We start from the raw sequence: 23055 nt of genomic DNA on the forward strand, positions 1-23055 counted from the left end.
GCTGCTGCCGACGAAACCCGAACCAATGAACTGAAGACGCTGCGCGAAGACAAATAAACCAACAAGGGGAACGACCATGACAATCAACAGACGCGAATTACTGGGATACAGTGCCGCGGCACTTGGCGTGGCCGCCGTCGGCCTGCCAAAGATTGCCCAGGCCGCCGGCGAACTGACCATCGCCTACAATGTCAACCTGCCGTCCTGGGATCCGACCACCGGACCGTCGGCCGTCAACCCGACCATCCAGGGCCTCTACCAATCGGTGTTCGACCAATTCATCCCGCAGAAGCCGGACCTGTCCTTCGCGCCTGGCCTGCTGACCGAATGGGGCTGGAACGACGACCGCACCAAGATCATGATGACGGTGCGCGAAGGCGTGAAATGGCATGACGGCTCGCCCTTCACACCGGAAGACGTCGTCTGGTCGCTGCAGCGTGCGGGCGACGAAAAGACCGGCAACCCGATCCAGTTCGTCTGGAAGAACGTCAACAATTTCAAGATCGACGGCAACAAGATCACTGGCGACGTCGTGCAGTTCGATCCAGTCTATTTCAAGTGGATGTCGTTCCTGACCGGCTACATCATGCCCAAGGCCTATTACGAGAAGGTCGGCGCCGAAGGCTTCGAGAAGGCGCCGATCGGCACCGGCCCTTACATGGTGGAAAAATTCGAGCGCAACGCTTTCCTGCGGCTGAAGGCCAATCCCGACTATTGGGGCGGCAAGCCGGCCTTCGAGAATGTGACGATCAAGTTCGTCACCGATGCGGCAAGCCGGGTGGCCGAGATCGAATCCGGTTCCTCGCAGGTGACGCTCGAAATCCCCTATGAGGAGTATGACCGGCTGATCGCCAAGGACGGGCTTGCCGGCTCGATCAAGAATGTTTCCGACATCGGCATGATCTTCTTCAACGACATCGAAGCGATGCTGGACAAGAACGTGCGCCAGGCAGCCGTCATGGCGGTGGACAAGGAGCTTCTGGTCAAGCGGCTGCTGCGCGGCTATGGCCAGCCGATCGCCACGCTCGAAACGCCGGAATACGCGGCCTTCGATGCCTCGATCAAGGTGGAGCACAATCCTGAGAAGGCCAAGGAACTGCTGGCCGCCTCAGGCTATTCGCCGGAAAAGCCGGTCAAGTTCACCATCCAGACGACCAAGGGCTTCAAGCCCAAGGACTATGAGATGATCCAAGCGATCGTCGGCATGTGGCGCAAGGTCGGCATCGAGGCGACGATCGAGGTCTATGAGATCGCCAAGCACTACGAGCTGCGCGCCGCCGACAAGCTCGCGCCCGCGGCCTTCTACAATTGGGGCAACGCCATTGGCGATCCGACCACCTCGACCGGCTTTGCCATGTATGGGCCGAGCCCGCATTCGGTCTGGGACAGCCAGGACCTGATCGACATGATCAACCCGCTGTGGGGAGAAAAAGACGAGGCCAAGCGCATCGCCGGCTGGAAGGCGGTCGACAAATACATCGCCGATCAGGCCTATGTACTGCCGCTGATGCAGTACGCGCAGCCGATCGTGCATGCCAAGGGCGTCAAAGTCGTCCAGCACATCTCAGGCGCGCTGCTGCCGGCCTTGATGACCCCGGCCTGATATCGGCCTGGAATTGCCGCGCGCCGTCGCCAATGACGGCGCGCATTTTCCATCGGGCATACGAGCCCACGGGCTCCTGCAAAGATTTACATGCTCCTGCAACGATTCCTGATTCGTCTGCTGACGATGTTGATCACGCTGTTCGGCGTGGCAGTCGTCGTCTTTGTCGTCATCCGCGTCGCGCCCGGCGATCCGATCGCCATGATGCTGCCGCCCGGCGCCACCAATGACGACATCGCCCGACTGCGCGCGCTGTACGGGCTCGACAAGACGATCGTACAGCAGTTCTTCATCTGGCTGTCCGGTGTCGCCAGGGGCGATTTCGGAACCTCGATCTCGCTGCGGCAAGACGTGCTCGGCCTCGTCTTCAACCGGCTGCCGGCCACGCTGGAACTTGCCATCGTCGCTCTCGTCATGGCGGTGGCGATCGGCGGCACGACGGCGATACTCGGCGCGCGCGAACGCGGCACGGCGGTCGAGGCCGGCATCGATATTGCGAGCGGCGCCGCCCTTTCCATCCCCGACTTCCTCTGGGGCCTGGTGCTGATCCTGCTGTTCGGCGTGCTGGTGCCGATCTTCGACATTTCGGGCCGCGTGTCGCCGCAACTCGACCTGCCCTTCGTGACGCAGTTCTATTTCTTCGAGAGCCTGCTGCGACTGCGCTTCGACCTGACCTGGGATCTCTTGAAGCACATGCTGATGCCGGCCGTGGCTTTGGCGCTGCCGCTGGCGGCGATCATCTCGCAGCTTCTCAAACAGTCGCTGAAGGAAGTGCTCGACCTCGACTATGTCGTGCTGGCACGGGTCAAGGGCTTTTCGGAAACGCAGGTCATCCTGCGCGAGGCGCTGAAGAACGCCGCGCTGCCGACGCTGACCCTGATCGGCGTGCAATTCACCTTCCTCATCGGCGGCACGGTCATCGTCGAGCGGCTGTTCTCCTATGAGGGGCTCGGCAACATGGCGATCGATGCCGTCATCAACCGCGACCTGCCGCTGATCCAGGGCATCGTGCTGGTGTTCGCGCTGCTGTTCGTGCTGATCAACCTCGTCGTCGACATGATGTATGCGCTGCTCAATCCGAGGTTGCGCCATGGATGAGGCACGCATCTCGCGACGCGGACTGAGCCCGAGGCTGTGGCTTGCCGGCGGCTGGCTGCTGCTGGCACTGCTGGCCGCGATCTTCGCGCCGCTGGTGGCGCCGCAGGATCCGCTGGCGCAGGATTTGATGCTGGAGCGCCTGCCGCCGTTCTGGCTCGATGGCGCCGAGCCCGGCTATTGGCTTGGCACCGACAGCCTCGGCCGCGATCTGCTCTCGCGCCTGATTTTCGGGGGCCGCATCGCCTTCATCGTTGCTTTCGCGGCGGCCATCGCCGCCTGCCTCGTCGGCTCGGTGCTGGGACTGATCGCGGGCTATTTCGGCGGCTGGGCGGATCGCATCATCTCGCGCATCGTTGACATCTGGATGGCGTTCCCGCCGGTGCTTTTCGCCATTCTGCTGGTCGCCGTGCTCGGTACCGGCTTGAGCTCCGTCATTCTCGCCATCGCCATCATCGACTGGACGCGCTTCTGCCGGGTCATCCGCGCCGAAGCCATGGGCCAGTCGCGCATGGACTATGTCGAGAATGCCCGCATCGCCGGCTATGGCCGCATCGGCATCATGCTGCGCGAGGTGCTGCCCAACGTGGTGCCGTCGATCGTTGCGCTGCTGTCGCTGGAAATGGGCATCGCCGTCATCGTCGAGGCGATCCTGTCCTTCGTCAATCTGTCGATCGCGACCGACGACCCGACCTGGGGCGGCATCATCGCCGAAGGCCGGCTGTCGATCCATCAAGCCTGGTGGGTGCTGGTGTTTCCGCTGATCACGCTGATCCTCACTGTGCTGTCGTTCAGCCAGTTCGGCGAAGCACTGAAGACGCGTTTCGATCCGGTGCTGCGATGAGTGCCTGTCTCGATATCGCCAATCTGAGCGCGGTGCTGGCCAACGGCCAGCGCGTGCTGCGCTCTGTTTCGCTCACCGTGCAACCCGGCGAGGTGCGCGCGCTGGTCGGCGAAAGCGGCGCCGGCAAGACGATGATCGGCAAGGCGGTGCTGGGCGTCCTGCCGTCGAGCGTGCGCATCGTCGAAGGCGACATGAGGCTCGAGGGCGAAGACCTCGGCAAACTCCAGCCCAAGGCGCGGCGCACGCTGATCGGCGCACGCACGGCGCTGATCCCGCAGGACCCGCTGACCGCGCTCAACCCCTCGCGCCGCATCGGTCCGCAGATGACCGACCGGCTGGTGCGCATCCTGGGTTGGAGCGGCGACAAGGCGGACAAGCGTGTCAGGCAATTGCTGGACGAGGTACAGATCCGCGACCCGGACCGGGTGCTGAAGAGCTATCCGCACGAACTGTCCGGCGGCATGCGCCAACGCGTGCTGATTGCCGCCGCCTTTGCCGCCGAGCCACGGCTGATCGTCGCCGACGAGCCGACCACGGCGCTCGATGTCACCGTGCAGAAGCAGATCCTTCGGCTGATCGCCGCGTTGCAGCGCGAGCACGGCACCGCGATCCTGTTCGTCACCCATGACCTCGGCGTCGTCGCCAAGATCAGCCAGAAAGTGTCGGTGCTCTATGCCGGCAAGGTGGTGGAAGAGGCGGAAACCGCTGATCTCTTCGCTGCACCTCGGCATCCGTACACCCGGGCGCTGATGGCTGCGACGCCACGCTATACCGATCCGTTCGCTTCGCTGAAACCAGTGGACGAGACGGTGCTGGCCGGACTTGCGGCCGAGATCGCGGCAGCCGACCAGGCCTGGAGGCGCCCGCATGGCTGAGCCGCTGTTTTCCGTGCGCGGGCTGAAGGTCGCGCTGCCCGACATGACGCGCAAGCCGCTTATCGGCCGCGCGCCGCTGGTCGAGATCCTAAAAGGCCTGGATTTCGACCTGCCCAAGGGCTCTGTCACCGGCATCGTCGGTGAATCCGGATCCGGAAAATCGACGCTTGGTCGCGCTTTGGTCCGGCTGCTGGAGCCGAGCGCCGGCAGCATCCGTTTCGAGGGGCGTGACATCATCCACCTGCCGGAGGCGGCGCTGCGGCCGCTGCGCCGCGACCTGCAGATGATCTTCCAGGATCCGATGTCATCGCTCAACCCGCGCCGCACCATTGCCAGCATCATTGCCGCGCCGCTGAAACAGAATGGGCTTGGCGACAATCTGAAATCCCGCGTCGCCGAGGCACTGCAACGCGTCGGCCTGCCGCAAAGCTTCGCCAGCCGCTACCGGCACCAGCTGTCGGGCGGCCAGCGCCAGCGCGTCGGCATTGCGCGCGCGCTGGCGCTGTCGCCGAAATTCGTGCTGGCCGACGAGATCGTCTCCGGGCTCGACGTCTCGACGCAGGCGCAGATCCTCACCTTGCTGGAGAAGCTCGCGGCGGAGATGGGCCTGACGGTCGCCTTCATCAGCCACGATCTGTCGGTGATCCGGCGGCTGTGCCAACAGGTGATCGTCATGCGCGAAGGCAGCATCGTCGAGGCGAGCGCCACGGATGCGCTGTTCGACAATCCCAAGGAGACTTACACGCGAGACCTGCTTGCAGCCATTCCGCTTCCCGAGATCGACGCGGACTGGCTGCGGCCGCCCGCGAAGGCGCCGGCATAAGACTTTTCATCCCGCACGCCGAAGAGCGGGCCTCGGACGTGCATGGGGGCGAAATCAGCCCGCGAACGGAGGGTAACATGAACTACGCAACCCGCGGCACGATGCTCGCCGCGATCCTGCTCGGCTCGATGGGAGCTGCGGCGGCGGATACGATCCCTGGCATGCGCGGCCACGACCACACCGGCATCACGGTTCCCGACATGAAGCAGGCGGTCGACTTCTTCACCGAAGTCGTGGGCTGCAAGAAGGCGATGTCGTTCGGACCGTTCGCCGACGACAAGGGCACCTTCATGCAGGATGTGCTGGGTGTCGACCCGAAGGCGGTGATCGAGCAGATCACGATGGTGCGTTGCGGCAGCGGATCGAACATCGAGCTGTTCAAATACACGGCGCCGGACCAGAAGGATCTGACGCCGAAGAACAGCGATATAGGCGGCTTCCACATCGCCTTCTATGTCGATGACGTCGCCGCCGCGAAAACCTATCTCGACGCCAAGGGCGTCAAGACCAGGATGGGGCCGCTGCCGGTCAAGGAAGGGCCCGCCGCCGGCCAGACCATCCTCTATTTCCAGGCGCCCTGGGGCTTGCAACTGGAAGCCATCAGCTATCCCTCTGGCATGGCCTATGAGAAGGGTGCCGAGACCGTGCTGTGGAGCCCGAAGAACCCGGAGAAATGATCTCCCGCGGCGCGCTTGCAGGGACGTCACGCAAGCGCGCCACGCAATCCCCGCCTAATCATTTCGACATAAAACTTTAAGCTTGAAATATCTGACCTCCGGCGCGATACTGAGGCATAGCAAGCGAAGAGGAGATCGCACAGATGAAGGTTGCGGTTCTCGGCGGCGGACCAGCCGGCCTCTACTTTGCCATTTCGATGAAACTGAGGGACGCCGCACACGACGTGACGGTTTTCGAGCGCAACCGCGCCGACGATACGTTCGGCTGGGGCGTCGTGCTGTCGGCCGAGACGCTCGATAATCTTGCTGAGAATGATCCCGTCAGCGCCGTCTGGATCAAGAAGCATTTCGCCTATTGGGACGACATCGCCGTCATCCATGACGGCGTGCGCACGGTCTCGTCGGGCCACGGCTTCTGCGGCATCGGCCGCAAGCGCCTGCTGGTGCTCTTGCAGCGGCGCGCGCGCGAACTCGGCGTCAAGCTGATGTTCGAAACCGACATTGCCGACCCAAAACCCTATATGGACACGCATGATCTGGTCGTCGCCGCCGACGGGCTGAACTCCAGAGCGCGCAACACCTTCGTCGACATCTTCAAACCCGACATCGACACGCGCAAATGCAAGTTCGTCTGGCTCGGCACCAACCAGAAATTCGACGACGCCTTCACCTTCATCTTCGAAAAGACCGAGCATGGCTGGGTGTGGGCGCACGCCTACCAGTTCGACAGCGAGACCGCGACCTTCATCGTCGAGTGCAGCGAACAGACCTGGGCCGCCTTCGGCTTCGGCGCGATGTCGCAGCAGGAGTCCATCGCGGTCTGCGAGCGCATCTTCGCCAAACATCTTGGCGGCCATGCGCTGATGACCAACGCCAACCACATCAGGGGCTCGGCCTGGATCAATTTCCCGCGCGTGCTGTGCGAGCGCTGGTCCTACAAGAATCTGGCGCTGATGGGCGACGCCGCGGCCTCGGCGCATTTCTCGATCGGCTCCGGCACCAAACTCGCCCTGGAAAGCGCGGTGGCGCTGGCCGACTATGTCGAGACCGAACCGGACCTCGAGGCCGCGTTCCGCAAGTATGAGGACGCTCGCCGCACCGAGGTGCTGAAGCTGCAATCGGCGGCGCGCAATTCTCTGGAATGGTTCGAGGAGGTCGAGCGCTATCTCGGCCTCGATCCGGTGCAGTTCAACTATTCGCTCTTGACCCGTTCGCAACGCATCAGCCACGAGAATTTGCGGCTGCGCGATGCCGAATGGCTGGGCGGCGCGGAAGAGTGGTTTCAGCGCCAGGCCGGTGCCGGCGGCAACAGGCTGCGCCGGGCGCCGATGTTCGCGCCCTTCAAGCTGCGCGACATGGTCCTCAACAACCGCGTCGTGGTTTCGCCGATGGCGCAGTACAAGGCCGTCGACGGCTGCCCGACCGACTGGCATTTCACCCACTACGCCGAGCGCGCCAAGGGCGGCGCCGGGCTTGTCTATATCGAGATGACCTGCGTCAGCCCGGAGGGCCGCATCACGCCCGGCTGCCCCGGCTTCTACGCGCCCGACCATGAGGTGGCTTGGAAGCGGCTGGTCGACTTCGTCCATGCCGAGACGGAAGCAAAGATCTGCGCCCAGATCGGCCATTCCGGCGCCAAGGGCTCGACCCGTGTCGGCTGGGAAGGCACCGACGTGCCGCTCGCCTCCGGCAATTGGCCTGTCATGGCGGCCTCGGCGATTGCCTGGTCGCCGCAGAACCAGGTTCCGAAGGCCATGGATCGCGCCGACATGGACAGAGTGCGCGACGAATTCGTCGCCTCGGCCGAAATGGCCGATCGCTGCGGCTTCGACATGCTCGAAATCCACGCCGCGCACGGCTACCTCCTGTCGTCTTTCATCACGCCGGTCACCAACCGGCGCACGGACGCCTATGGCGGTTCGCTGGAAAACCGCATGCGCTATCCCCTGGAAATCTTCCGTGCGGTGCGCGCCGCCTGGCCGGCGGGAAAACCGATCTCGGTGCGCATTTCGGCCAATGACTGGGTCGGGATCGAAGGCGTGACGCCGGCAGATGCCGTCGAGATCGCGCGGCGGCTGCACGAGGCCGGCGTCGACATCTGCGACGTCTCGGCCGGCCAGACCTCGGCCCTGGCAAAGCCGGTCTACGGACGCATGTTCCAGACACCGTTTTCGGACCGCATCCGCAACGAAGTCGGCATGGCGACGATGGCTGTCGGCAACATCTACGAGCCAGACCATGTCAATTCGATCCTGATGGCCGGCCGCGCCGATCTGGTCGCGCTGGCACGGCCGCATCTCGCGGATCCCTATTGGACGCTGCATGCGGCGGTGACGCTCGGCGACCGTGGCGTCAAATGGCCGGATCCCTATCTGCCCGGACGCGACCAAATCTACCGGCTGGCCGAGCGCGATGCGGCGGCGGGGCTGAAAGTATGACGGCCGCGACGACGATTCCCGGCAAGCACGCGCTGGTCACCGGCGGCGGATCCGGCGTCGGCCGGGCCATCGCGCTGGCGTTAGCCGAGGCTGGTGTCGACGTGACCATATGTGGGCGTCGCGAAGCTGAACTCGCGAAGGTTGCCAGCGAAAACGACCGCATCCATGGCATTGCCGCCGACGTCACCAATGAGGCGGCGATGGCCGGGCTCTACACGCAGGCGGGGGCCGCGCGCGGACCGTTCGACATCGTCGTCGCCAATGCCGGCATGGCCGGCAGCACGCCGGCGCACAAGACGACGCTTGCCGACTGGCAGCGGACGCTCGACGTCAATTTGACCGGAGCCTTCCTGACGGTGAAGCCGGCGCTGGCCGGCATGGCCGCGCGCAAGGCAGGCCGCATCGTCTTCATCGCCTCGACCGCCGGTCTGAAAGGCTACGCCTATGTCGCGCCCTATGTGGCGGCCAAGCACGGCGTCGTCGGCCTGATGCGGGCGCTTGCCGCCGAGACGGCGAAATCCGGCGTCACCGTCAATGCGGTGTGTCCTGGCTTCGTCGAGACCGACATGCTGGAGGAGTCCATCCAGCGCATCGTCGAAAAGACCGGACGCTCGGCTGACGAGGCACGGGCGAGCCTGGCCTCGACCAATCCGCAGGGCCGCTTCATCCAGCCGCAAGAAATTGCCGCCGCCGTGCTCTGGCTGTGCGGCAATGCTGCGGCGTCGATCACCGGACAGGCGATTTCGATCTCGGGAGGTGAAACATGGTAGCCGGCCCCCTGCCCGTGCCATCGGGACCCGGCAAGGACCGGCTGCGTCTTTGGATCAGGCTGCTGCGCGCCTCGCGCACGATCGAGGCCGAGTTGCGCGAGCGGCTGAAGAAGGAATTCGATACGACGCTGCCGCGCTTCGACGTCATGGCAGCACTCTACCGGGCGCCGGAAGGCATGCTGATGAGCGACCTCTCGCGCTTCCTGCTGGTCTCCAACGGCAATGTCACCGGCATCGTCGACCGTCTGGTTTCCGAAGGACTGGTGGCCCGTGCGCGCCGCAATGGCGACCGCCGCACCTCGATGGTGCGGTTGACCGAGGAGGGCACCAAGTCCTTTGCCACCATCGCCGCCGCGCATGAGGGCTGGATCGGTGAATTGCTGGGCAAGGTCAGCGAGGAGGATGCCCGCCGGCTGACCGGCATGCTGACCTCGTTCCGCAGCAACTGGGAGGGACGCGAATGACTGCAATGGCCGGCCGCAAGCCGAAGCATTTCCTGTGGGAGGTCGAGGGCCGGATCGCCAAGGTCCGGCTCGACCGGCCTGAGCGCAAGAACCCGCTGACCTTCGACAGCTATGCCGAGTTGCGCGACACGTTCCGCGATCTTGTCTATGCCGACGATGTCGACGCCGTGGTGTTCCTGTCCAATGGCGGCAATTTCTGCTCCGGCGGCGATGTCCACGACATCATCGGCCCGCTGGTCAAGATGGACATGAAGCAGCTCCTAGCCTTCACCCGCATGACCGGCGATTTCGTCAAGGCGATGCTCAATTGCGGCAAGCCGATCATCGCGGCGGTTGACGGCGTGGCGGTCGGCGCCGGCGCCATCATCGCCATGAGCTCCGACATCCGCATCGCGACGCAGGAGGCCAAGACCGCATTTCTGTTCACACGGGTGGGCCTTGCCGGCTGCGACATGGGCGCCTGCGCGATCCTGCCGCGCATCATCGGCCAGGGCCGCGCCGCCGAACTGCTGTACACCGGGCGCACGATGACGGCGGCCGAAGGCGAGCGCTGGGGCTTCTACAACAGGCTGGTCGATGCGGCGGCGCTCGAGGCCGACGCGCTGGAGATGGCGGCCCGCATCGTCTCGGGCCCGACCTTCGCCCACGGCATCACCAAGACGCAGCTCAACCAGGAATGGTCGATGGGCCTCGACCAGGCGATCGAGGCGGAAGCGCAGGCGCAGGCGATCTGCATGCAGACCCGCGATTTCGAGCGGGCGTATCGGGCTTTTGTGGCCAAGGAAAAGCCGGTGTTCGAGGGGAATTGAGGATGGGTGGATTATTAGAGACGTTGGCGGGACAGCGCCCCCCTCTGTCCTGCCGGACATCTCCCCCACTTGGGGGGAGATTGGCTGTCATCACCGCTTTCGCCAATTTTCAACGTCGCAAGGACGAGCGGGGCGTCGAAACCGCCAATCTCCCCCCTTGTGGGGGAGATGTCCGGCAGGACAGAGGGGGGCGCCGTAGAGCGCAAACCTCGCAGAGCTGCGGAGGCAACCATGCCTGACCGCTCCTTCCTCGCCTGGCCGTTCTTCGAAGACCGCCATCGCGAGCTCGCAGAACACCTCGACGCCTGGTGCGCCAAGAACCTCCCCGTCGATCATCGTGACATCGACGCTGCCTGCCGCAAGCTGGTGGCCATGCTTGGCCGCGATGGCTGGCTGAAGCCGACGGCTGTCGACACTGACAATCCGGGCCCGCTCGACGTGCGTTCCTTGTGCATCACGCGCGAGACGCTGGCGCGCCATGACGGGCTGGCCGATTTCGCTTTCGCCATGCAGGGGCTCGGCACTGGTGCGCTTAGCCTGTTCGGCACGCCGGAACAGCGGCAATGGCTGGCTAAGACGCGCGCCGGCAAGGCGATCTCCGCCTTCGCCCTGTCGGAACCGCGCTCCGGATCCGATGTCGCCAACACGGAAATGACGGCGACCCGCCATGGCGACAGCTATGTTCTCACCGGCGAAAAAACCTGGATTTCGAATGGTGGCATCGCCGATCTCTATGTCGTCTTTGCCCGCACTGGCGAAGCGCCGGGCGCCAAGGGCCTCTCGGCCTTCATCGTGCCGGGCGATGCCAAGGGCCTCGACATTGCCGAGCGGCTGGAAGTGATTGCGCCGCATCCGCTGGCGCGTTTGTCGTTCGACGAGGTTCGTGTTCCCACCTCGGCGCTGATCGGCAGGCCGGGCGACGGCTTTCGCATCGCCATGTCGGTGCTCGACGTGTTCCGCTCGACGGTCGGTGCGGCAGCGCTCGGCTTTGCCCGCCGGGCGCTCGATGAAAGCATCAACAGAGCGGCCGAGCGCAAGCTGTTCGGCGCGCCGATGGCCGAGTTGCAGATGGTGCAGGGCCATATCGCCGACATGGCCCTCGACGTCGATGCGGCGGCGCTGCTGGTCTACCGCGCCGCCTGGACCAAGGACATGGGCGCCGCCCGCGTCACCCGAGAGGCGGCGATGGCCAAGCTGTTCGCCACAGACAAGGCGCAGGAGGTGATCGACAAAGCGGTGCAACTGCATGGCGGCGACGGTGTCCGCAAAGGCCACATCGTCGAGAGCCTGTATCGCGAAATCCGCGCGCTGCGCATCTATGAGGGCGCTTCGGACGTGCAGAAGGTGGTGATCGCGCGGCAAGTGATGGGCGCGGCCTGAACGGGTCGTGACCACGGACTGAATTGTTTTCGACACGGATATTGCGGACCCGATATTGGATAGCGGAGAGACGACATGCACGAGATCCTGCAGCCGGAAGGCTGGGCAAAACCCGTCGGCTACGCCAACGGCGTGGCGGCGCGCGGCAAGCTCGTCTTCGTCGGCGGCCAGGTCGGCTGGAACGGGCAATGCCAGTTCGAGACCGACGATTTCGCCGGCCAGGTGCGGCAGACCCTCCAGAACATCGTCGCGGTGCTGGCCGAGGCCGGCGCGGAGCCACGGCACATCACCTCGATGACCTGGTATTTCACCGACAAGGCCGAATATCTCGGCAATCTCAAGGGGATTGGCGAGGCCTATCGCGAAGTGATCGGCCGGCATTTTCCGGCAATGGCCGCCATGCAGGTGGTGGCGCTGGTGGAGGACCGCGCCAAGGTGGAGATCCAGGCCACCGCCGTTATTCCGGAATAAAGAATTCGCATCCCCGGAATATCTTATTCGCGAAGGCCGGCTTGCCTGAGCAGCGGCAGCACGTGGTCGCAGAAGTAAGGCAGCTCCTGAGTGTAGTTGACGAAGGACAGGGCGATGCCCTGATAGCCGTGCGCGGCAATGGCGGCCATGTCGGCGGCAATCGTTTGCGGCGTTCCAACCAGCGGATAGGTGCCTGCGCCGCCGGCAAAACGCTGCCGGTATGCGTCATAGGCATGCGGGTCATGGGATTGCGAGAATTCCTTCTTGCCGGCCATATGCGCATCGACCGCCTCGTGATCCGCCAGATCGACGGCATAGCGCCTGTAATAGGCCTGCGCCTCTTCCATGGTCGGGCGGCAGACGACATGTGCCACGGTGTAGACGCCGACCTCCCGGCCAACCTTGTCGGCCCGCTCGCTGATGTCGGCGACATGCTTGCCGGCGTCGGCCATTTCGGAGAAGGTCGTAAACAGATAATCGCATCTGGCGGCGGCGAAATCGCGGCCCGGGCCGCCGAAAGCGGCGTTCATGGTCACCGGGCGCGGAAGCTGCAGGCTGGCCGGCCGGCTGACCGCCTCCTTGAGGTGATAATAGGTGCCTTGATACTCGAGCGGCTCCGCCGACGCGTAGAGCTTCTCCAGAATTTCGATCCATTCGGCCGCCTGGTCGTAACCCTTCTCGACCAGCGGTGTGCCGAACATGCCGAATTCCTTCGGGTTCCAGCCGCAGACGATGTTCAAACCGGCACGGCCCTGGCTGATGTGGTCGACGGTCGCCAGCGCCTTGGCGGCATAGAGCGGGTGCACAAGCGGCACGTGCACGGTCATGAACAGGCCGATGCGGTCGGTGGCCACGCTGAGCGCCGCCGCCCAGGTGAAGGTCTCGAACGACGATTCACGCACCTTGTTGCGGCCGCCAAAGCCACGCCAGCGTGCGATCGGCAACATGAACTCCAGCCCTGCGCGGTCGGCGATCTGGGCGGCCGTCAGATTGTCCTGCCAGCTCGCCGTCCAGCGCTCCGGCACATCCGATATGGCAAGACCGCCATCGGCGTTGGTCGAGAAGACGCCAAGCTTGAGTTTGTTGGAGCCGTGCAACGGATGTGCTTTGATCATCTCGGGAACTCGCGGGCGGGAGGCCGTAGGCTAGGCCCGCGCGAAAATATTTCAAGCCTGAAATAGCTTCGCGTCGCACTAGTTTGCCGATATGAACTTGGCGGGATGAGAGAAGGGATCGGCATGAACGAGTTCCGCCAGAAATGCATCGGCAAGACCAGCCTCGTCGGGTCCTTCTGCGCCATTCCGCATCCCGTCGCGGTCGAGGTGATGGCGCTGTCCGGCCTCGACTTCCTCTGCATCGACTGGGAGCACGCGCAGATCTCGCGCGACATCGTCGAAACGATGATACGCGCAGCCGATGTCCACCGTGTGCCGGCGATGGTGCGCGTTCCCGGCCATGCGCCCGAAGCCATCCAGGCGGCATTGGACAGCGGCGCGCAAGGCGTGCTGGTGCCACGCGTCTCGACACCGGCCCAAGCTGCGATGGCGGTGACGGCATCGCGTTATCCGCCGCTGGGCGAACGCGGCGTCGGACCCGGCCGCGCTGCCGGTTATGGCTATCGCATTCCCGAATATCTGGCCGGCGCCAATGACAGGATCGTCGTGGCGGTCCAGGTCGAAACCGCTGAGGGGTTGGCCAACATCGAGGCGATCGCCGATGTCGACGGCGTCGACGTGATCTTCGTCGGCCCCGGCGATCTCTCCGTGTCGATCGATGCGATCGGACCGAAGGGCGCCGACAAGCTCGCGGCTGCGATCCGCAGGATCATCGGCGTGACGATCGCGCACGGCAAGGCCTCCGGCATATTTTGCGCCAGCCCGCAAACCGTCGGCCAATGGGCAGCCGTCGGCGCCAGCTTTTTCGTCCTGGCCAGCGACACGATGTTTCTCGGTGCGGGCGGCGCGGCCAATTATGCCGCCGCCCGGGCGGAACTGGCGCGGAAAGACCCGCGCTAGCGCCCAGTCGAGCAGCAAGCCGGGAAACTTTTTTAAGCTTAAAACTTTTACCTTGAAAAGCGCCGCACTTTGGATAAGCATTCAAGATCGATGGAGACTGTCGGGCTGGAGGGTTTCCGGGCAGCTCATCGCGGGTGCTCCGGGTGGGAGGGGTTTCAGTCCTTTGTCGTTTGTGCTGCCCCAGTCATCGTCCAGCGCGCGCTGTGCCTTCGATCGCGTCCGCGCCCGGATCCGCGACCTGCATACCGAGACCAACCTTGCCGTGCCTGCGCGTGAAGGCGACCGCGACCAGATCGCGGCCACGGCCGAGCGCATGGTCGCCACATGAATTGACGCCCCGCTGGGAGGCGGGACGGCAAGAAACCGTGCGGGGCAGCCCGCTCGATCAACAACCAGAGGGAACACCCCAGAGGGACCACCAATGAAGCTCAACCGTCGCAATCTCATCCTTTTCGCCGCGGCAATCGGCATCGCCGCTGGACCGGCAACCGCCTTCGCCGCCGATGTGCTCAATGTCGGCGCCTACCCGACCAATCCGCCCTTCGAATACAAGAACGAGAGCGGCACCTTCGAAGGTTTTGAGGTCGACATCGTCAACGAGGCGGCCAAGCGCGTCGGCATGACAACCGACATCGCCGATCTCGGCTTCCAGGCACTGTTCGCCGCGACCACCTCGAAGCGTATCGACGTCGCCATCTCGTCGATCACGATCACGCCGGAGCGGCTGAAGTCGCAGTCCTTCACCCAGCCCTATTATGATTCCGACATGGGCATCGCCACCAAGACCGACAGCGCGGTCAACGCCGAGGCCGACCTCAAGGGCAAGATCGTTGGCGTGCTCTCCGGCTCGACCGGCGAGACCTGGGTCAAGGCGCACCAGGAAGCCGACGGCTTCAGCGACGTGAAGGGCTATGACACGCAGCAGAACCTGCTGCTCGACCTCAGCGCCGGCCGCATCGACGCCGCCGTCAGCGACATTCCCGGCATGGAATATTCCTTCACCAAGATGAAGGACCTGAAGGTCAAGCAGCGCATCAAGACCGGCGAGCAGTACGGCCTGATGATGACCAAGGACCATCCGCTGCTCGGCAAGCTCAACGACGCGCTGACGGCGATGAAGAAGGACGGCACGCTGGCCGCGATCCACAAGAAGTGGTTCGGCAGCGACGCCCCGGCCGATTCCTCGACCGTCAAGGAAATGCCGCTGCCCAAGGCCTGAGCTGCGGCCGACAGGACGGAAGGCGTGCCGGCTCCAAAAAGGGTCGGCACGTGCCGTTTTCACGCATAACCTTCCCGGGACCAGCATCCGTTCGGCAAAGCCGATCTTGATATTCCGGGTCGGGCTCTGGCGTCAGATGACGCAACACCGTTCGGGAATGCTCTGATGTCGCTGATCGACACTTTCTTCAACGCCGACGTCATCGCGTCGAGCCTGCCGGCGCTGCTGCGCGGCTTCCTGAACACGCTGCTGCTTGGCCTGCTCAGCATCGGTATCGGCATTCCCATCGGCCTGGTGATCAGCCTGTTGCGGCTCTATGCGCCGAAGCCGCTGCGCTGGCTGGCGGTCGGCTACACCGACATCTTTCGCGCCTTGCCGGTGCTGGTCGTGCTGATCCTGATCTACTACGCGCTGCCGTTCCTCGGCATACGCCTGTCGTCCTGGGCGTCGGCAGTGACCGCGTTCGCCATCATCATGTCGGCCTATTCGGCCGAAGTGTTTCGCTCCGGCATAGAGAGCATTCCGCGCGGCCAGTTCGAGGCCTCGCAGGCGCTTGGCCTGCCGTTCCTTTTGACCTTGCGCAAGGTGGTGCTGCCGCAGGCGGTGCGCGTCGTCATCCCGCCGATGACCAGCAACTGCGTCTCGATGTTCAAGGACACTTCGCTGGCCTCCACCGTGGCCCTGCCGGAACTGCTCAAGGAAGCGACCAACGCACAGTCGCTCTACGCCAACCCCTCGCCGCTGATCGGCGCCGCACTGGTCTATCTCATCTTCCTTTGGCCGATGGTTCGTCTCGTCAGCCTGCTTGAAGCCCGCTTCAAGGACGAGAAGGCCCGCTAGCCACCTACCACCCCGCAAGCACTTCGCAGGAGATACAATTGAGCAATCCCCAGGCCACTGGCGGCTTCCCCGTCGACACCATCCGCGCCATGTTCCCCGCCCTGCAGCGAGCCGGCGATTTCATCTTCATGGACAATGCCGCCGGGGCACAGATTCCGCAGAGCGTGCTCGACGCGGTGACCAACCACCTGGTCTCGCACAATGTGCAGCGCGGCGGCCGCTATGGCCGCAGCGTCACCGTCGATCAGTCGGTCGCCGATGCTCGGACAAGCGTCGCCCTGCTGATCAATGCCTACAGCCCGGCGGAAATCTGCTTCGGCATGAACGCCACCTCCTTCATCCGCCTGGTCAGCCTCGGCATCGGCCAGATGCTTTCCGAGCGTGATGAGATCGTCGTCACCGACATGGACCATGATGCCAACATCGCCACCTGGCTGGCGCTGGAATCCGCCGGCGCCAAGTTCAAATGGTGGCGCATGCGCGAGGATGGCAATCTGCATGTCAACGATCTCAAGCCGCTGGTTTCGGACCGCACTCGCCTCGTCGCCTGCACGGTCACCGCGCACTCGATCGGCTCGATCGTCGATGTCGCCTCGGTCGCTGACATCGCGCATAGGGTTGGCGCCGAAGTGTTCCTCGATTGCGTGCATTACGGACCGCACGGGCTGATCGACGTGCAGGCCTGGGATTGCGATTATCTCGTTTGTTCCGGCTACAAGAACTTCTCGCCGCATATGGGTTTCCTCTGGGGCCGCTTCGAGACGCTGAAACGCCTGCCGACCTTCCGCGAGGATTTCATCCCGGACGAGCCGCCCTACAAGGTCGAGGCCGGCACATTCATCTACGAGAACGTGTCGGGCATGGATGCCGCCGTGCAGTATCTTGAACTGATCGGCCGCAATCTCGCCCCCTCCAACAACCGCTCGCGGCGCGACAACATCGTCGCCGGCATGGGCGCCATCCGCGACTATGAGTTGCTGCTGGCGCGCGAGATGATGGGCGTGCTGAAGGCCTGCGGCGCGACCATCTACGGTGTCGCCGACGAGGCCCGCCTCAACGAGCGCGTGCCGACCTTCTGCTTCAACATCGGCAAGCTGTCGCCGCAGCGCATCGTCGAGGAAATGGCCGATATGCAGATCGGCATCCGCGACGGCCATATGTATGCGCCCCGCCTGATGAAACGCCTCAACCTGTCGATGGACAGCGGCGCCATCCGCGCCTCGCTGGTGCATTACAACACGGTCGAGGAGATCCACAAATTCGGCGAGGCGCTGCGCGCTATCATCGCCAAGCTGTCGTAGCCGGATGCGCCGTGCCTGACCTCCGGTCAGGCCGCCTTCTTCTTCGCCAGCCTCGCCTTGATGCTTGCCACGTCGGCGCGCGGCGTGGCGGCAAACAGCGTCCTGGTGTAGCTGTGCTTGGGGTCCGAAAAGACCTCGTCGCGCGAGCCGTATTCGACGGCCTCGCCGAAATACATCACCATCACATCGTCGGCGATGTAGCGCACCACCGACAGGTCGTGGCTGATGAAGACATAGGTCAGCTGGAATTCGTCCTGCAGGTCGGCGAGCAGGTTGAGCACCTGCGCCTGAACCGAGAGGTCGAGCGCCGAAACCGGCTCGTCCAGCACCAGCAGGCTGGGGTTCAGCATCAGCGCGCGGGCGATGGCGATGCGTTGGCGCTGACCGCCCGAGAACATGTGCGGATAGCGGTTGTAGTGTTCGTGGCCGAGGCCGACCTTCTTCAGCATCTTCATGGCGAGGTCGCGCCGTTCGGCCGCTGGCTTGTCGGTGTTGATGAGCAGCGGCTCGCCCAGCACGTCGCCGATCTTCTGGCGCGGATTGAGCGATCCGTAGGGATTCTGGAAGACGATCTGCACCTTGCGGCGCATTTCCTTGGTCAATCCGCCTTTGGCGATATCGACCTTGTTGCCGTCGATGAACAGCTCGCCCGACGTCGCGGGATCGATCAAGGTGATGATGCGGGCGAGCGTGGACTTGCCGCAGCCGCTTTCGCCGACGATGGCGAGCGTCTTGCCCTTGTCCACGGTGAAGGAGACGCCCTTGACCGCATGCACGGTGCGCGGCCCGGTGAACAGGCCACCGCCGATATGATAGTCGCGAACGATGTTCTTGCCTTCGAGGACCGTGGTGCTCATGCGGAGGCTCCCGCTACCGAGGGGGCAGGCTCGAACAGCATGTCGGAAACGGTCGGCAGCCGGTCGCCGACGGCATTTTCCGGCAACGCCGAGAGCAGCGCGCGCGTGTAATTGCTCTTGGGCGATTCAAACAGCGACAGCACGTCGGCCTCTTCCATCTTGCGGCCCTTGTACTGGACGATGACGCGGTCGGCGGTCTCGGCCACCACGCCCATATTGTGGGTGATCATGATCAGGCCCATGCCGTATTTGGCCTGCAGCGAGACGAGCAGATCGAGGATCTGCTTCTGGATGGTGACGTCGAGCGCGGTCGTCGGCTCGTCGGCGATCAAAAGCTTCGGATTGCAGGCAATCGCGATCGCGATCATGACGCGCTGGCACTGGCCGCCCGACATCTGGTGCGGAAACGAGCTCAGCCGTTCTTCCGGATCGGCAATGCCGACCAGCTTCATCAGCTCGATGGCGCGGGCCCGGCGCTGGGCACGGTCCATGCCCATGTGGAAGCGCAGCACCTCCTCGATCTGGAAACCGACGGTGAAGCACGGGTTGAGGCTGGCGATCGGCTCCTGGAAGATCATCGAGATGTCCTTGCCGACGATCTTGCGGCGTTCGGACGGGCTGAGCTTCAACAGGTCGACGCCGTCGAAGGCCATGCGGTCGGCCTTGACAGTCGCGGTGTTGGGCAACAGCCCCATGACCGCCAGCATCGACACCGACTTGCCGGAGCCGGACTCGCCGACGATCGCCAGCACTTCGCGCGGCTCGATCGAAAGGTCGATGCCTTGCACGGCCATGAACGGCCCGGCGGCGGTGTCGAAGGAAACGGTGAGGTTCTTGATCTCGAGCAGGGACATGCTCACGACCTCTTCAGCTTGGGGTCGAGGGCGTCGCGCAGGCCGTCGCCGATCAGGTTGATGGCAAAGACAGTGATCAGGATGGCGAGGCCTGGGAAGGTCACCACCCACCAGGCGCGCAGGATGAATTCGCGCGCTTCGGCGAGCATCGTGCCCCATTCGGGTGTCGGCGGCTGGGCGCCCATGCCGAGGAAGCCAAGGGCGGCGGCCTCGAGGATGGCGTTGGAGAAGGACAGTGTCGCCTGCACGATCAGCGGGGCGATGCAGTTGGGCAGGATGGTGACCAGCATCAGCCTGAGATGGCTGGCGCCGGCGACCTTGGCCGAGACCACATATTCGCGGGTCTTTTCCGCCATCACCGCGGCGCGGGTGAGCCGGGCGAAATGCGGCTGCAGCACGAAGGCGATGGCGATCATGGCGTTGACGAGGCCGGGGCCGAGCACCGCGACCAGCACCAGCGCCAACAGCAGCGATGGGAAGGCCAGGATGATGTCCATGATGCGCATGATCAGCGTGTCGACCCAGCCACGGCAGTAGCCGGCGAGCAGGCCGAGGATGACGCCGGAGATCAGCGCCGTGGTGACGACGACGAAACCGATGGCGAGCGAAAAGCGCGAGCCATAGATCAGGCGCGACAGCATATCGCGGCCGACGGCGTCGGTGCCGAGCAGGAACTGCGCGTTGCCGCCCGCCTGCCAGGCCGGCGGCGTCAGGAAGAAGTCGCGGAACTGATCGTCAGGCGAATGCGGTGCGAGCAGCGGCGCGAAGATGGCGATCAGGATCAGCAGGGCGAAGACGAAGAGGCCGATCACCGCGCCCTTGTTGATCGAGAAATAGTGCCAGAACTCGGCGAACATCTGCAGCCGGGCATCCTGCGGCTTGACGACGGTCGCGGCTTCGATGGTGGCTGGGCCTTCATTGGTCATGTCAATTCGCCCGGATACGCGGGTTGATGACGGCGTAGAGCACGTCGACGATAAGGTTCACCGACATGACGATCAGCGCGATCAAAAGCAACCCGCCCTGCACGGTGAAATAGTCGCGCTTGGAGATGGCGTCGATCATCCATTTGCCGATGCCCGGCCACGAAAAGATGCTCTCGGTCAGGATGGCGCCGGTGAGCAGCGTGCCGACCTGCAGGCCGATGGTGGTGACGACCGGGATCAGCGCATTGCGGAAGGCATGCAGGCCGATGACACGGCGCGGCGCCAGGCCCTTGGCGCGCGCGGTGCGAACATAGTCCTCACCCAGCACTTCGAGCATAGCCGATCGCGTCTGCCTGGCGATGACCGCCAGCGGAATGGTGCCAAGCACGATGGTGGGCAGTATGAGGTGCGACACCGCCGAGCGGAAGGCGCCCTTCTGCCCCGAGATCAGGGAATCGATGGTCATGAAGCCGGTCACCGGCTTGAAGAAATAGAGAAGGTCGATGCGGCCGGAGACCGGCGTCCAGTGCAGCGTACCGGAAAACACGATGATCAGCAGCAGCCCCCACCAGAAGATCGGCATGGAATAGCCGGCGAGCGCGGTGCCCATGGTCAGCTGGTCGAACCAGGAGCCACGGCGGATGGCAGCGAAAATGCCGAAGGCGACACCGAAGATGACGGCGAAGATCATGGCGAAGATGGCGAGTTCGACCGTGGCCGGGAACCGCACCAGGAAATCCTTCAGCACCGGTGTCTTGGTCGAAAACGAGGTGCCGAAATCGCCGCTGAGGATGTTGGTCAGGTAGGTCAGATACTGTTGCCAGATCGGCAGGTCGAAACCGAACTGATGCATCAGCGCCGTGTGGCGTTCGGGCGACAGGCCACGTTCGCCCGCAAGCACCAGCACCGGATCACCGGGCAGGATGCGCACGAAGCCGAAAGCGAGGATGGTTATCCCGATAAAGGTCGGGATGATGAGGGCGAGCTTGCCGAGGATGTAACGCAGCATGGCGGGCGAGGTGGGGCGGCGCCCTGTGGCGCCGCCCCGTTTCGCGAACCTTATTCGGCGATATCGACGCCGTCAAAGCGATGGATGCCGAGCGGATCCATCGCAAAGCCGGAGACGGTCTTCTGCATCGGCATGAACACCTTGGAGTGGGCGAGCGTCGCCCACGGTGCCTGCTCCTTGAAGATGACCTGCGCCTGTTCGTAGAGCTTGGTGCGCTCGGCCTGATCGGAAACCGTCTTGGCCTTGTTGATGAGCGCATCGAAGTCCTTGTTGCACCATTCCGCGCGGTTGTTCGAACCGACGGACGCGCAGCTCAGGAGCACGCCGAGGAAGTTGTCCGGATCGCCATTGTCGCCGGTCCAGCCGACGATGACGGCGCCGTCGTGATCGACCGCCGAAGCGCGCTTGAGGTATTCACCCCAATCGTAGCTGACGATGTTGACGGTGACGCCAACCTTGGCGAAGTCGGCCTGGATCAGTTCGGCGGTGCGGCGCGCGTTCGGCATGTACGGGCGCGACACGGGCATGGCCCAGACGTTCATCTTGAGGTCCTTGACACCGGCCTCTTCAAGCATCTTCTTGGCCGCGTCCGGATCGTACGGATCGTCCTTCACGTCCTTGTTGTAGGACCACATGGTCGGCGGGATCGGGTTGATCGCCACCTGGCCGGCGCCCTGGAACACGGCGTCGATAATGGCCTTCTTGTTGATGGCCATGTTGAGCGCCTTGCGGACGCGCACGTCGTCGAACGGCTTCTGCTGGGTGTTGTACATCAGCGCGCCGACGTTCAGGCCTTCCTGCTCCGCGACCGTCAGGTTCGCATCAGCCTGCAGGCCGGCGATGTCGGCCGGTGCCGGATACGACATGATGTTGCATTCGCCGGCCTTCAGCTTCTGCGCGCGAACCGCCGGATCGGTGGTGATGGCGAACACCAGATCGTCGATCTTCTGCTTGCCGCCCCAATAGTCCGGGTTGGCCTTGTAGCGGATGGCGGCGTCGGTCTGGTAGTCGACGAAGATGAACGGGCCGGTGCCGACCGGCTTCTGGTTGAACAGTTCAGGCGTCTTGTCGGCCTGCAGCTTGTCGGCATATTCCTTCGAGACGATCGAGGCGAAATCCATGCCCAGCGTCGGAATGAAGGTGATCGCCGGTTCCTTGAGGGTGAACTTCACCGTCAGGTCGTCAACCTTCTCGACCTTGGTGATGTTGTCGCCGAACTGATCATTGTAATACTGATAGGCGATGCCCGGTATGTACTGGAACCAGGGGCCGTTCTTATCGACCTGGCGCTGGAACGAGAACACCACGTCGTCGGCGTTCAGGTCGCGGGTCGGGGTGAAGTAGTCGGTGGGCGCGAACTTGACGCCCTTGCGCAACTTGAAAGTATATTCCTTGCCGTCGTCGGAAATGGTCCAGCTATCCGCCAGGCCGGGCGAGACCGAGGTCTTGCCGTGATCGAATTCGACGAGGCGGTTGAAGACGGTACGCGAGGACGCATCGAACGTCTGTCCCGCGGTGTACGGCGCCGGATCGAAACCTTCTGGCGACGCCTCCGCGCAGTAGACCAGAGTTTTCGCGTTGGCCACGCCGCCCAGGACGCTTGCAGCCAGCAACGCGGCTGCAAAAGTCAATTTCTTCTTCATTGAGCACTCCCTGATGTTCTTCCAAGCCCCTCTATCAGGCTCGCGAAGCGCGCATATAAGCACCGTTTTTCCGGGTTTGGAACACCCCGTTTGCTTACCCCGCGGGAAGCAGGAAAAAAATCCGCCATTTTGCTAAATGGCA

The 23055-nt window shown here is 63.9% G+C and carries 23 protein-coding genes; 17 read left to right on the top strand and 6 right to left on the bottom strand.

Features of this window, described 5'->3' with window-relative positions; all coding sequences use genetic code 11:
• Positions 1-76: 76 nt before the first annotated feature.
• From EN861_RS02535 to EN861_RS02595, 12 genes are all read left to right on the top strand, one after another.
• A complete protein-coding gene (locus EN861_RS02535; RefSeq protein WP_135862157.1) occupies positions 77-1603 on the top strand; it encodes an ABC transporter substrate-binding protein in 1527 nt (508 codons plus the stop codon).
• 90 nt (positions 1604-1693) lie between these two features.
• Positions 1694-2701, top strand: a complete 1008-nt coding sequence (locus tag EN861_RS02540) for an ABC transporter permease (protein ID WP_135862159.1) — start codon at positions 1694-1696, stop codon at positions 2699-2701.
• On the top strand, positions 2694-3542 hold the full coding sequence (locus tag EN861_RS02545; protein WP_135862161.1) for an ABC transporter permease: 849 nt from the start codon (positions 2694-2696) through the stop codon (positions 3540-3542). The genes EN861_RS02540 and EN861_RS02545 overlap by 8 nt, the downstream gene beginning before the upstream one ends.
• Positions 3539-4417, top strand: a complete 879-nt coding sequence (locus EN861_RS02550) for an ABC transporter ATP-binding protein (RefSeq protein ID WP_127275959.1) — start codon at positions 3539-3541, stop codon at positions 4415-4417. Before EN861_RS02545 ends, EN861_RS02550 begins: the two co-directional genes overlap by 4 nt.
• Positions 4410-5240: an ATP-binding cassette domain-containing protein gene (locus EN861_RS02555; RefSeq protein WP_135862163.1), complete on the top strand. Its 831-nt coding sequence runs from the start codon at positions 4410-4412 to the stop codon at positions 5238-5240. The genes EN861_RS02550 and EN861_RS02555 overlap by 8 nt, the downstream gene beginning before the upstream one ends.
• A 77-nt stretch (positions 5241-5317) precedes the next feature.
• On the top strand, positions 5318-5917 hold the full coding sequence (locus EN861_RS02560) for a VOC family protein (protein ID WP_135862166.1): 600 nt from the start codon (positions 5318-5320) through the stop codon (positions 5915-5917).
• Between the two features lie 143 nt (positions 5918-6060).
• Positions 6061-8355 (top strand): bifunctional salicylyl-CoA 5-hydroxylase/oxidoreductase, encoded by a 2295-nt coding sequence (locus EN861_RS02565; protein ID WP_135862168.1) that lies wholly within the window; start codon positions 6061-6063, stop codon positions 8353-8355.
• Complete coding sequence (locus EN861_RS02570) at positions 8352-9125, top strand: SDR family NAD(P)-dependent oxidoreductase (protein ID WP_135862170.1); 774 nt, start codon at positions 8352-8354, stop codon at positions 9123-9125. The genes EN861_RS02565 and EN861_RS02570 overlap by 4 nt, the downstream gene beginning before the upstream one ends.
• Positions 9119-9589, top strand: a complete 471-nt coding sequence (locus tag EN861_RS02575; protein WP_127275964.1) for a MarR family transcriptional regulator — start codon at positions 9119-9121, stop codon at positions 9587-9589. Before EN861_RS02570 ends, EN861_RS02575 begins: the two co-directional genes overlap by 7 nt.
• Positions 9586-10398, top strand: a complete 813-nt coding sequence (locus EN861_RS02580; protein WP_135862172.1) for an enoyl-CoA hydratase family protein — start codon at positions 9586-9588, stop codon at positions 10396-10398. The genes EN861_RS02575 and EN861_RS02580 overlap by 4 nt, the downstream gene beginning before the upstream one ends.
• A gap of 231 nt (positions 10399-10629) precedes the next feature.
• Complete coding sequence (locus tag EN861_RS02590; protein ID WP_135862960.1) at positions 10630-11778, top strand: acyl-CoA dehydrogenase family protein; 1149 nt, start codon at positions 10630-10632, stop codon at positions 11776-11778.
• Positions 11779-11853: 75 nt separating this feature from the next.
• Positions 11854-12249, top strand: coding sequence for a RidA family protein (locus EN861_RS02595; protein WP_127275967.1), 396 nt, complete (start codon positions 11854-11856; stop codon positions 12247-12249).
• Between the two features lie 23 nt (positions 12250-12272).
• On the opposite strand, the gene EN861_RS02600 is transcribed toward EN861_RS02595, so the two are convergent.
• Positions 12273-13364 carry an LLM class flavin-dependent oxidoreductase gene (locus tag EN861_RS02600; protein WP_135862174.1) on the bottom strand — a complete coding sequence of 364 codons (1092 nt, stop codon included), beginning with the start codon at positions 13362-13364 and terminating at the stop codon, positions 12273-12275.
• A gap of 123 nt (positions 13365-13487) precedes the next feature.
• Here EN861_RS02600 and EN861_RS02605 point away from each other — a divergent pair, with 123 nt between their 5' ends.
• From EN861_RS02605 to EN861_RS02625, 5 genes are all read left to right on the top strand, one after another.
• Entirely contained in the window at positions 13488-14264 is a 777-nt protein-coding gene (locus EN861_RS02605; protein ID WP_135862177.1) for an HpcH/HpaI aldolase/citrate lyase family protein, read from the top strand.
• A 163-nt stretch (positions 14265-14427) separates the two neighbouring features.
• Positions 14428-14592, top strand: a complete 165-nt coding sequence (locus tag EN861_RS02610; RefSeq protein WP_167531461.1) for a hypothetical protein — start codon at positions 14428-14430, stop codon at positions 14590-14592.
• A gap of 93 nt (positions 14593-14685) precedes the next feature.
• Entirely contained in the window at positions 14686-15483 is a 798-nt protein-coding gene (locus tag EN861_RS02615; RefSeq protein WP_127870696.1) for an ABC transporter substrate-binding protein, read from the top strand.
• Positions 15484-15648: 165 nt separating this feature from the next.
• On the top strand, positions 15649-16323 hold the full coding sequence (locus EN861_RS02620; protein ID WP_127870695.1) for an amino acid ABC transporter permease: 675 nt from the start codon (positions 15649-15651) through the stop codon (positions 16321-16323).
• Positions 16324-16361: 38 nt separating this feature from the next.
• Positions 16362-17624 (top strand): cysteine desulfurase-like protein, encoded by a 1263-nt coding sequence (locus tag EN861_RS02625; protein WP_189343538.1) that lies wholly within the window; start codon positions 16362-16364, stop codon positions 17622-17624.
• A 26-nt stretch (positions 17625-17650) separates the two neighbouring features.
• Here the strand turns inward: EN861_RS02625 and EN861_RS02630 are convergent, their stop codons facing one another.
• The 5 genes from EN861_RS02630 to EN861_RS02650 form a co-directional block, all read right to left on the bottom strand.
• The gene (locus EN861_RS02630; protein WP_127278113.1) at positions 17651-18481 is read right to left on the bottom strand and encodes a dipeptide ABC transporter ATP-binding protein; all 831 of its coding nucleotides are present in this window, start codon (positions 18479-18481) and stop codon (positions 17651-17653) included.
• A complete protein-coding gene (locus EN861_RS02635; protein WP_127278114.1) occupies positions 18478-19335 on the bottom strand; it encodes an ABC transporter ATP-binding protein in 858 nt (285 codons plus the stop codon). Before EN861_RS02635 ends, EN861_RS02630 begins: the two co-directional genes overlap by 4 nt.
• A 2-nt stretch (positions 19336-19337) precedes the next feature.
• Positions 19338-20192 (bottom strand): ABC transporter permease subunit, encoded by an 855-nt coding sequence (locus EN861_RS02640; protein WP_174361976.1) that lies wholly within the window; start codon positions 20190-20192, stop codon positions 19338-19340.
• 70 nt (positions 20193-20262) lie between these two features.
• Positions 20263-21270, bottom strand: a complete 1008-nt coding sequence (locus tag EN861_RS02645; RefSeq protein ID WP_127278115.1) for an ABC transporter permease subunit — start codon at positions 21268-21270, stop codon at positions 20263-20265.
• Between the two features lie 50 nt (positions 21271-21320).
• Positions 21321-22913 carry an ABC transporter substrate-binding protein gene (locus tag EN861_RS02650; protein WP_127870692.1) on the bottom strand — a complete coding sequence of 531 codons (1593 nt, stop codon included), beginning with the start codon at positions 22911-22913 and terminating at the stop codon, positions 21321-21323.
• Positions 22914-23055 lie beyond the last annotated feature (142 nt).

Source organism: Mesorhizobium sp. M8A.F.Ca.ET.218.01.1.1 (assembly GCF_004791165.1).
Classification (GTDB): domain Bacteria; phylum Pseudomonadota; class Alphaproteobacteria; order Rhizobiales; family Rhizobiaceae; genus Mesorhizobium.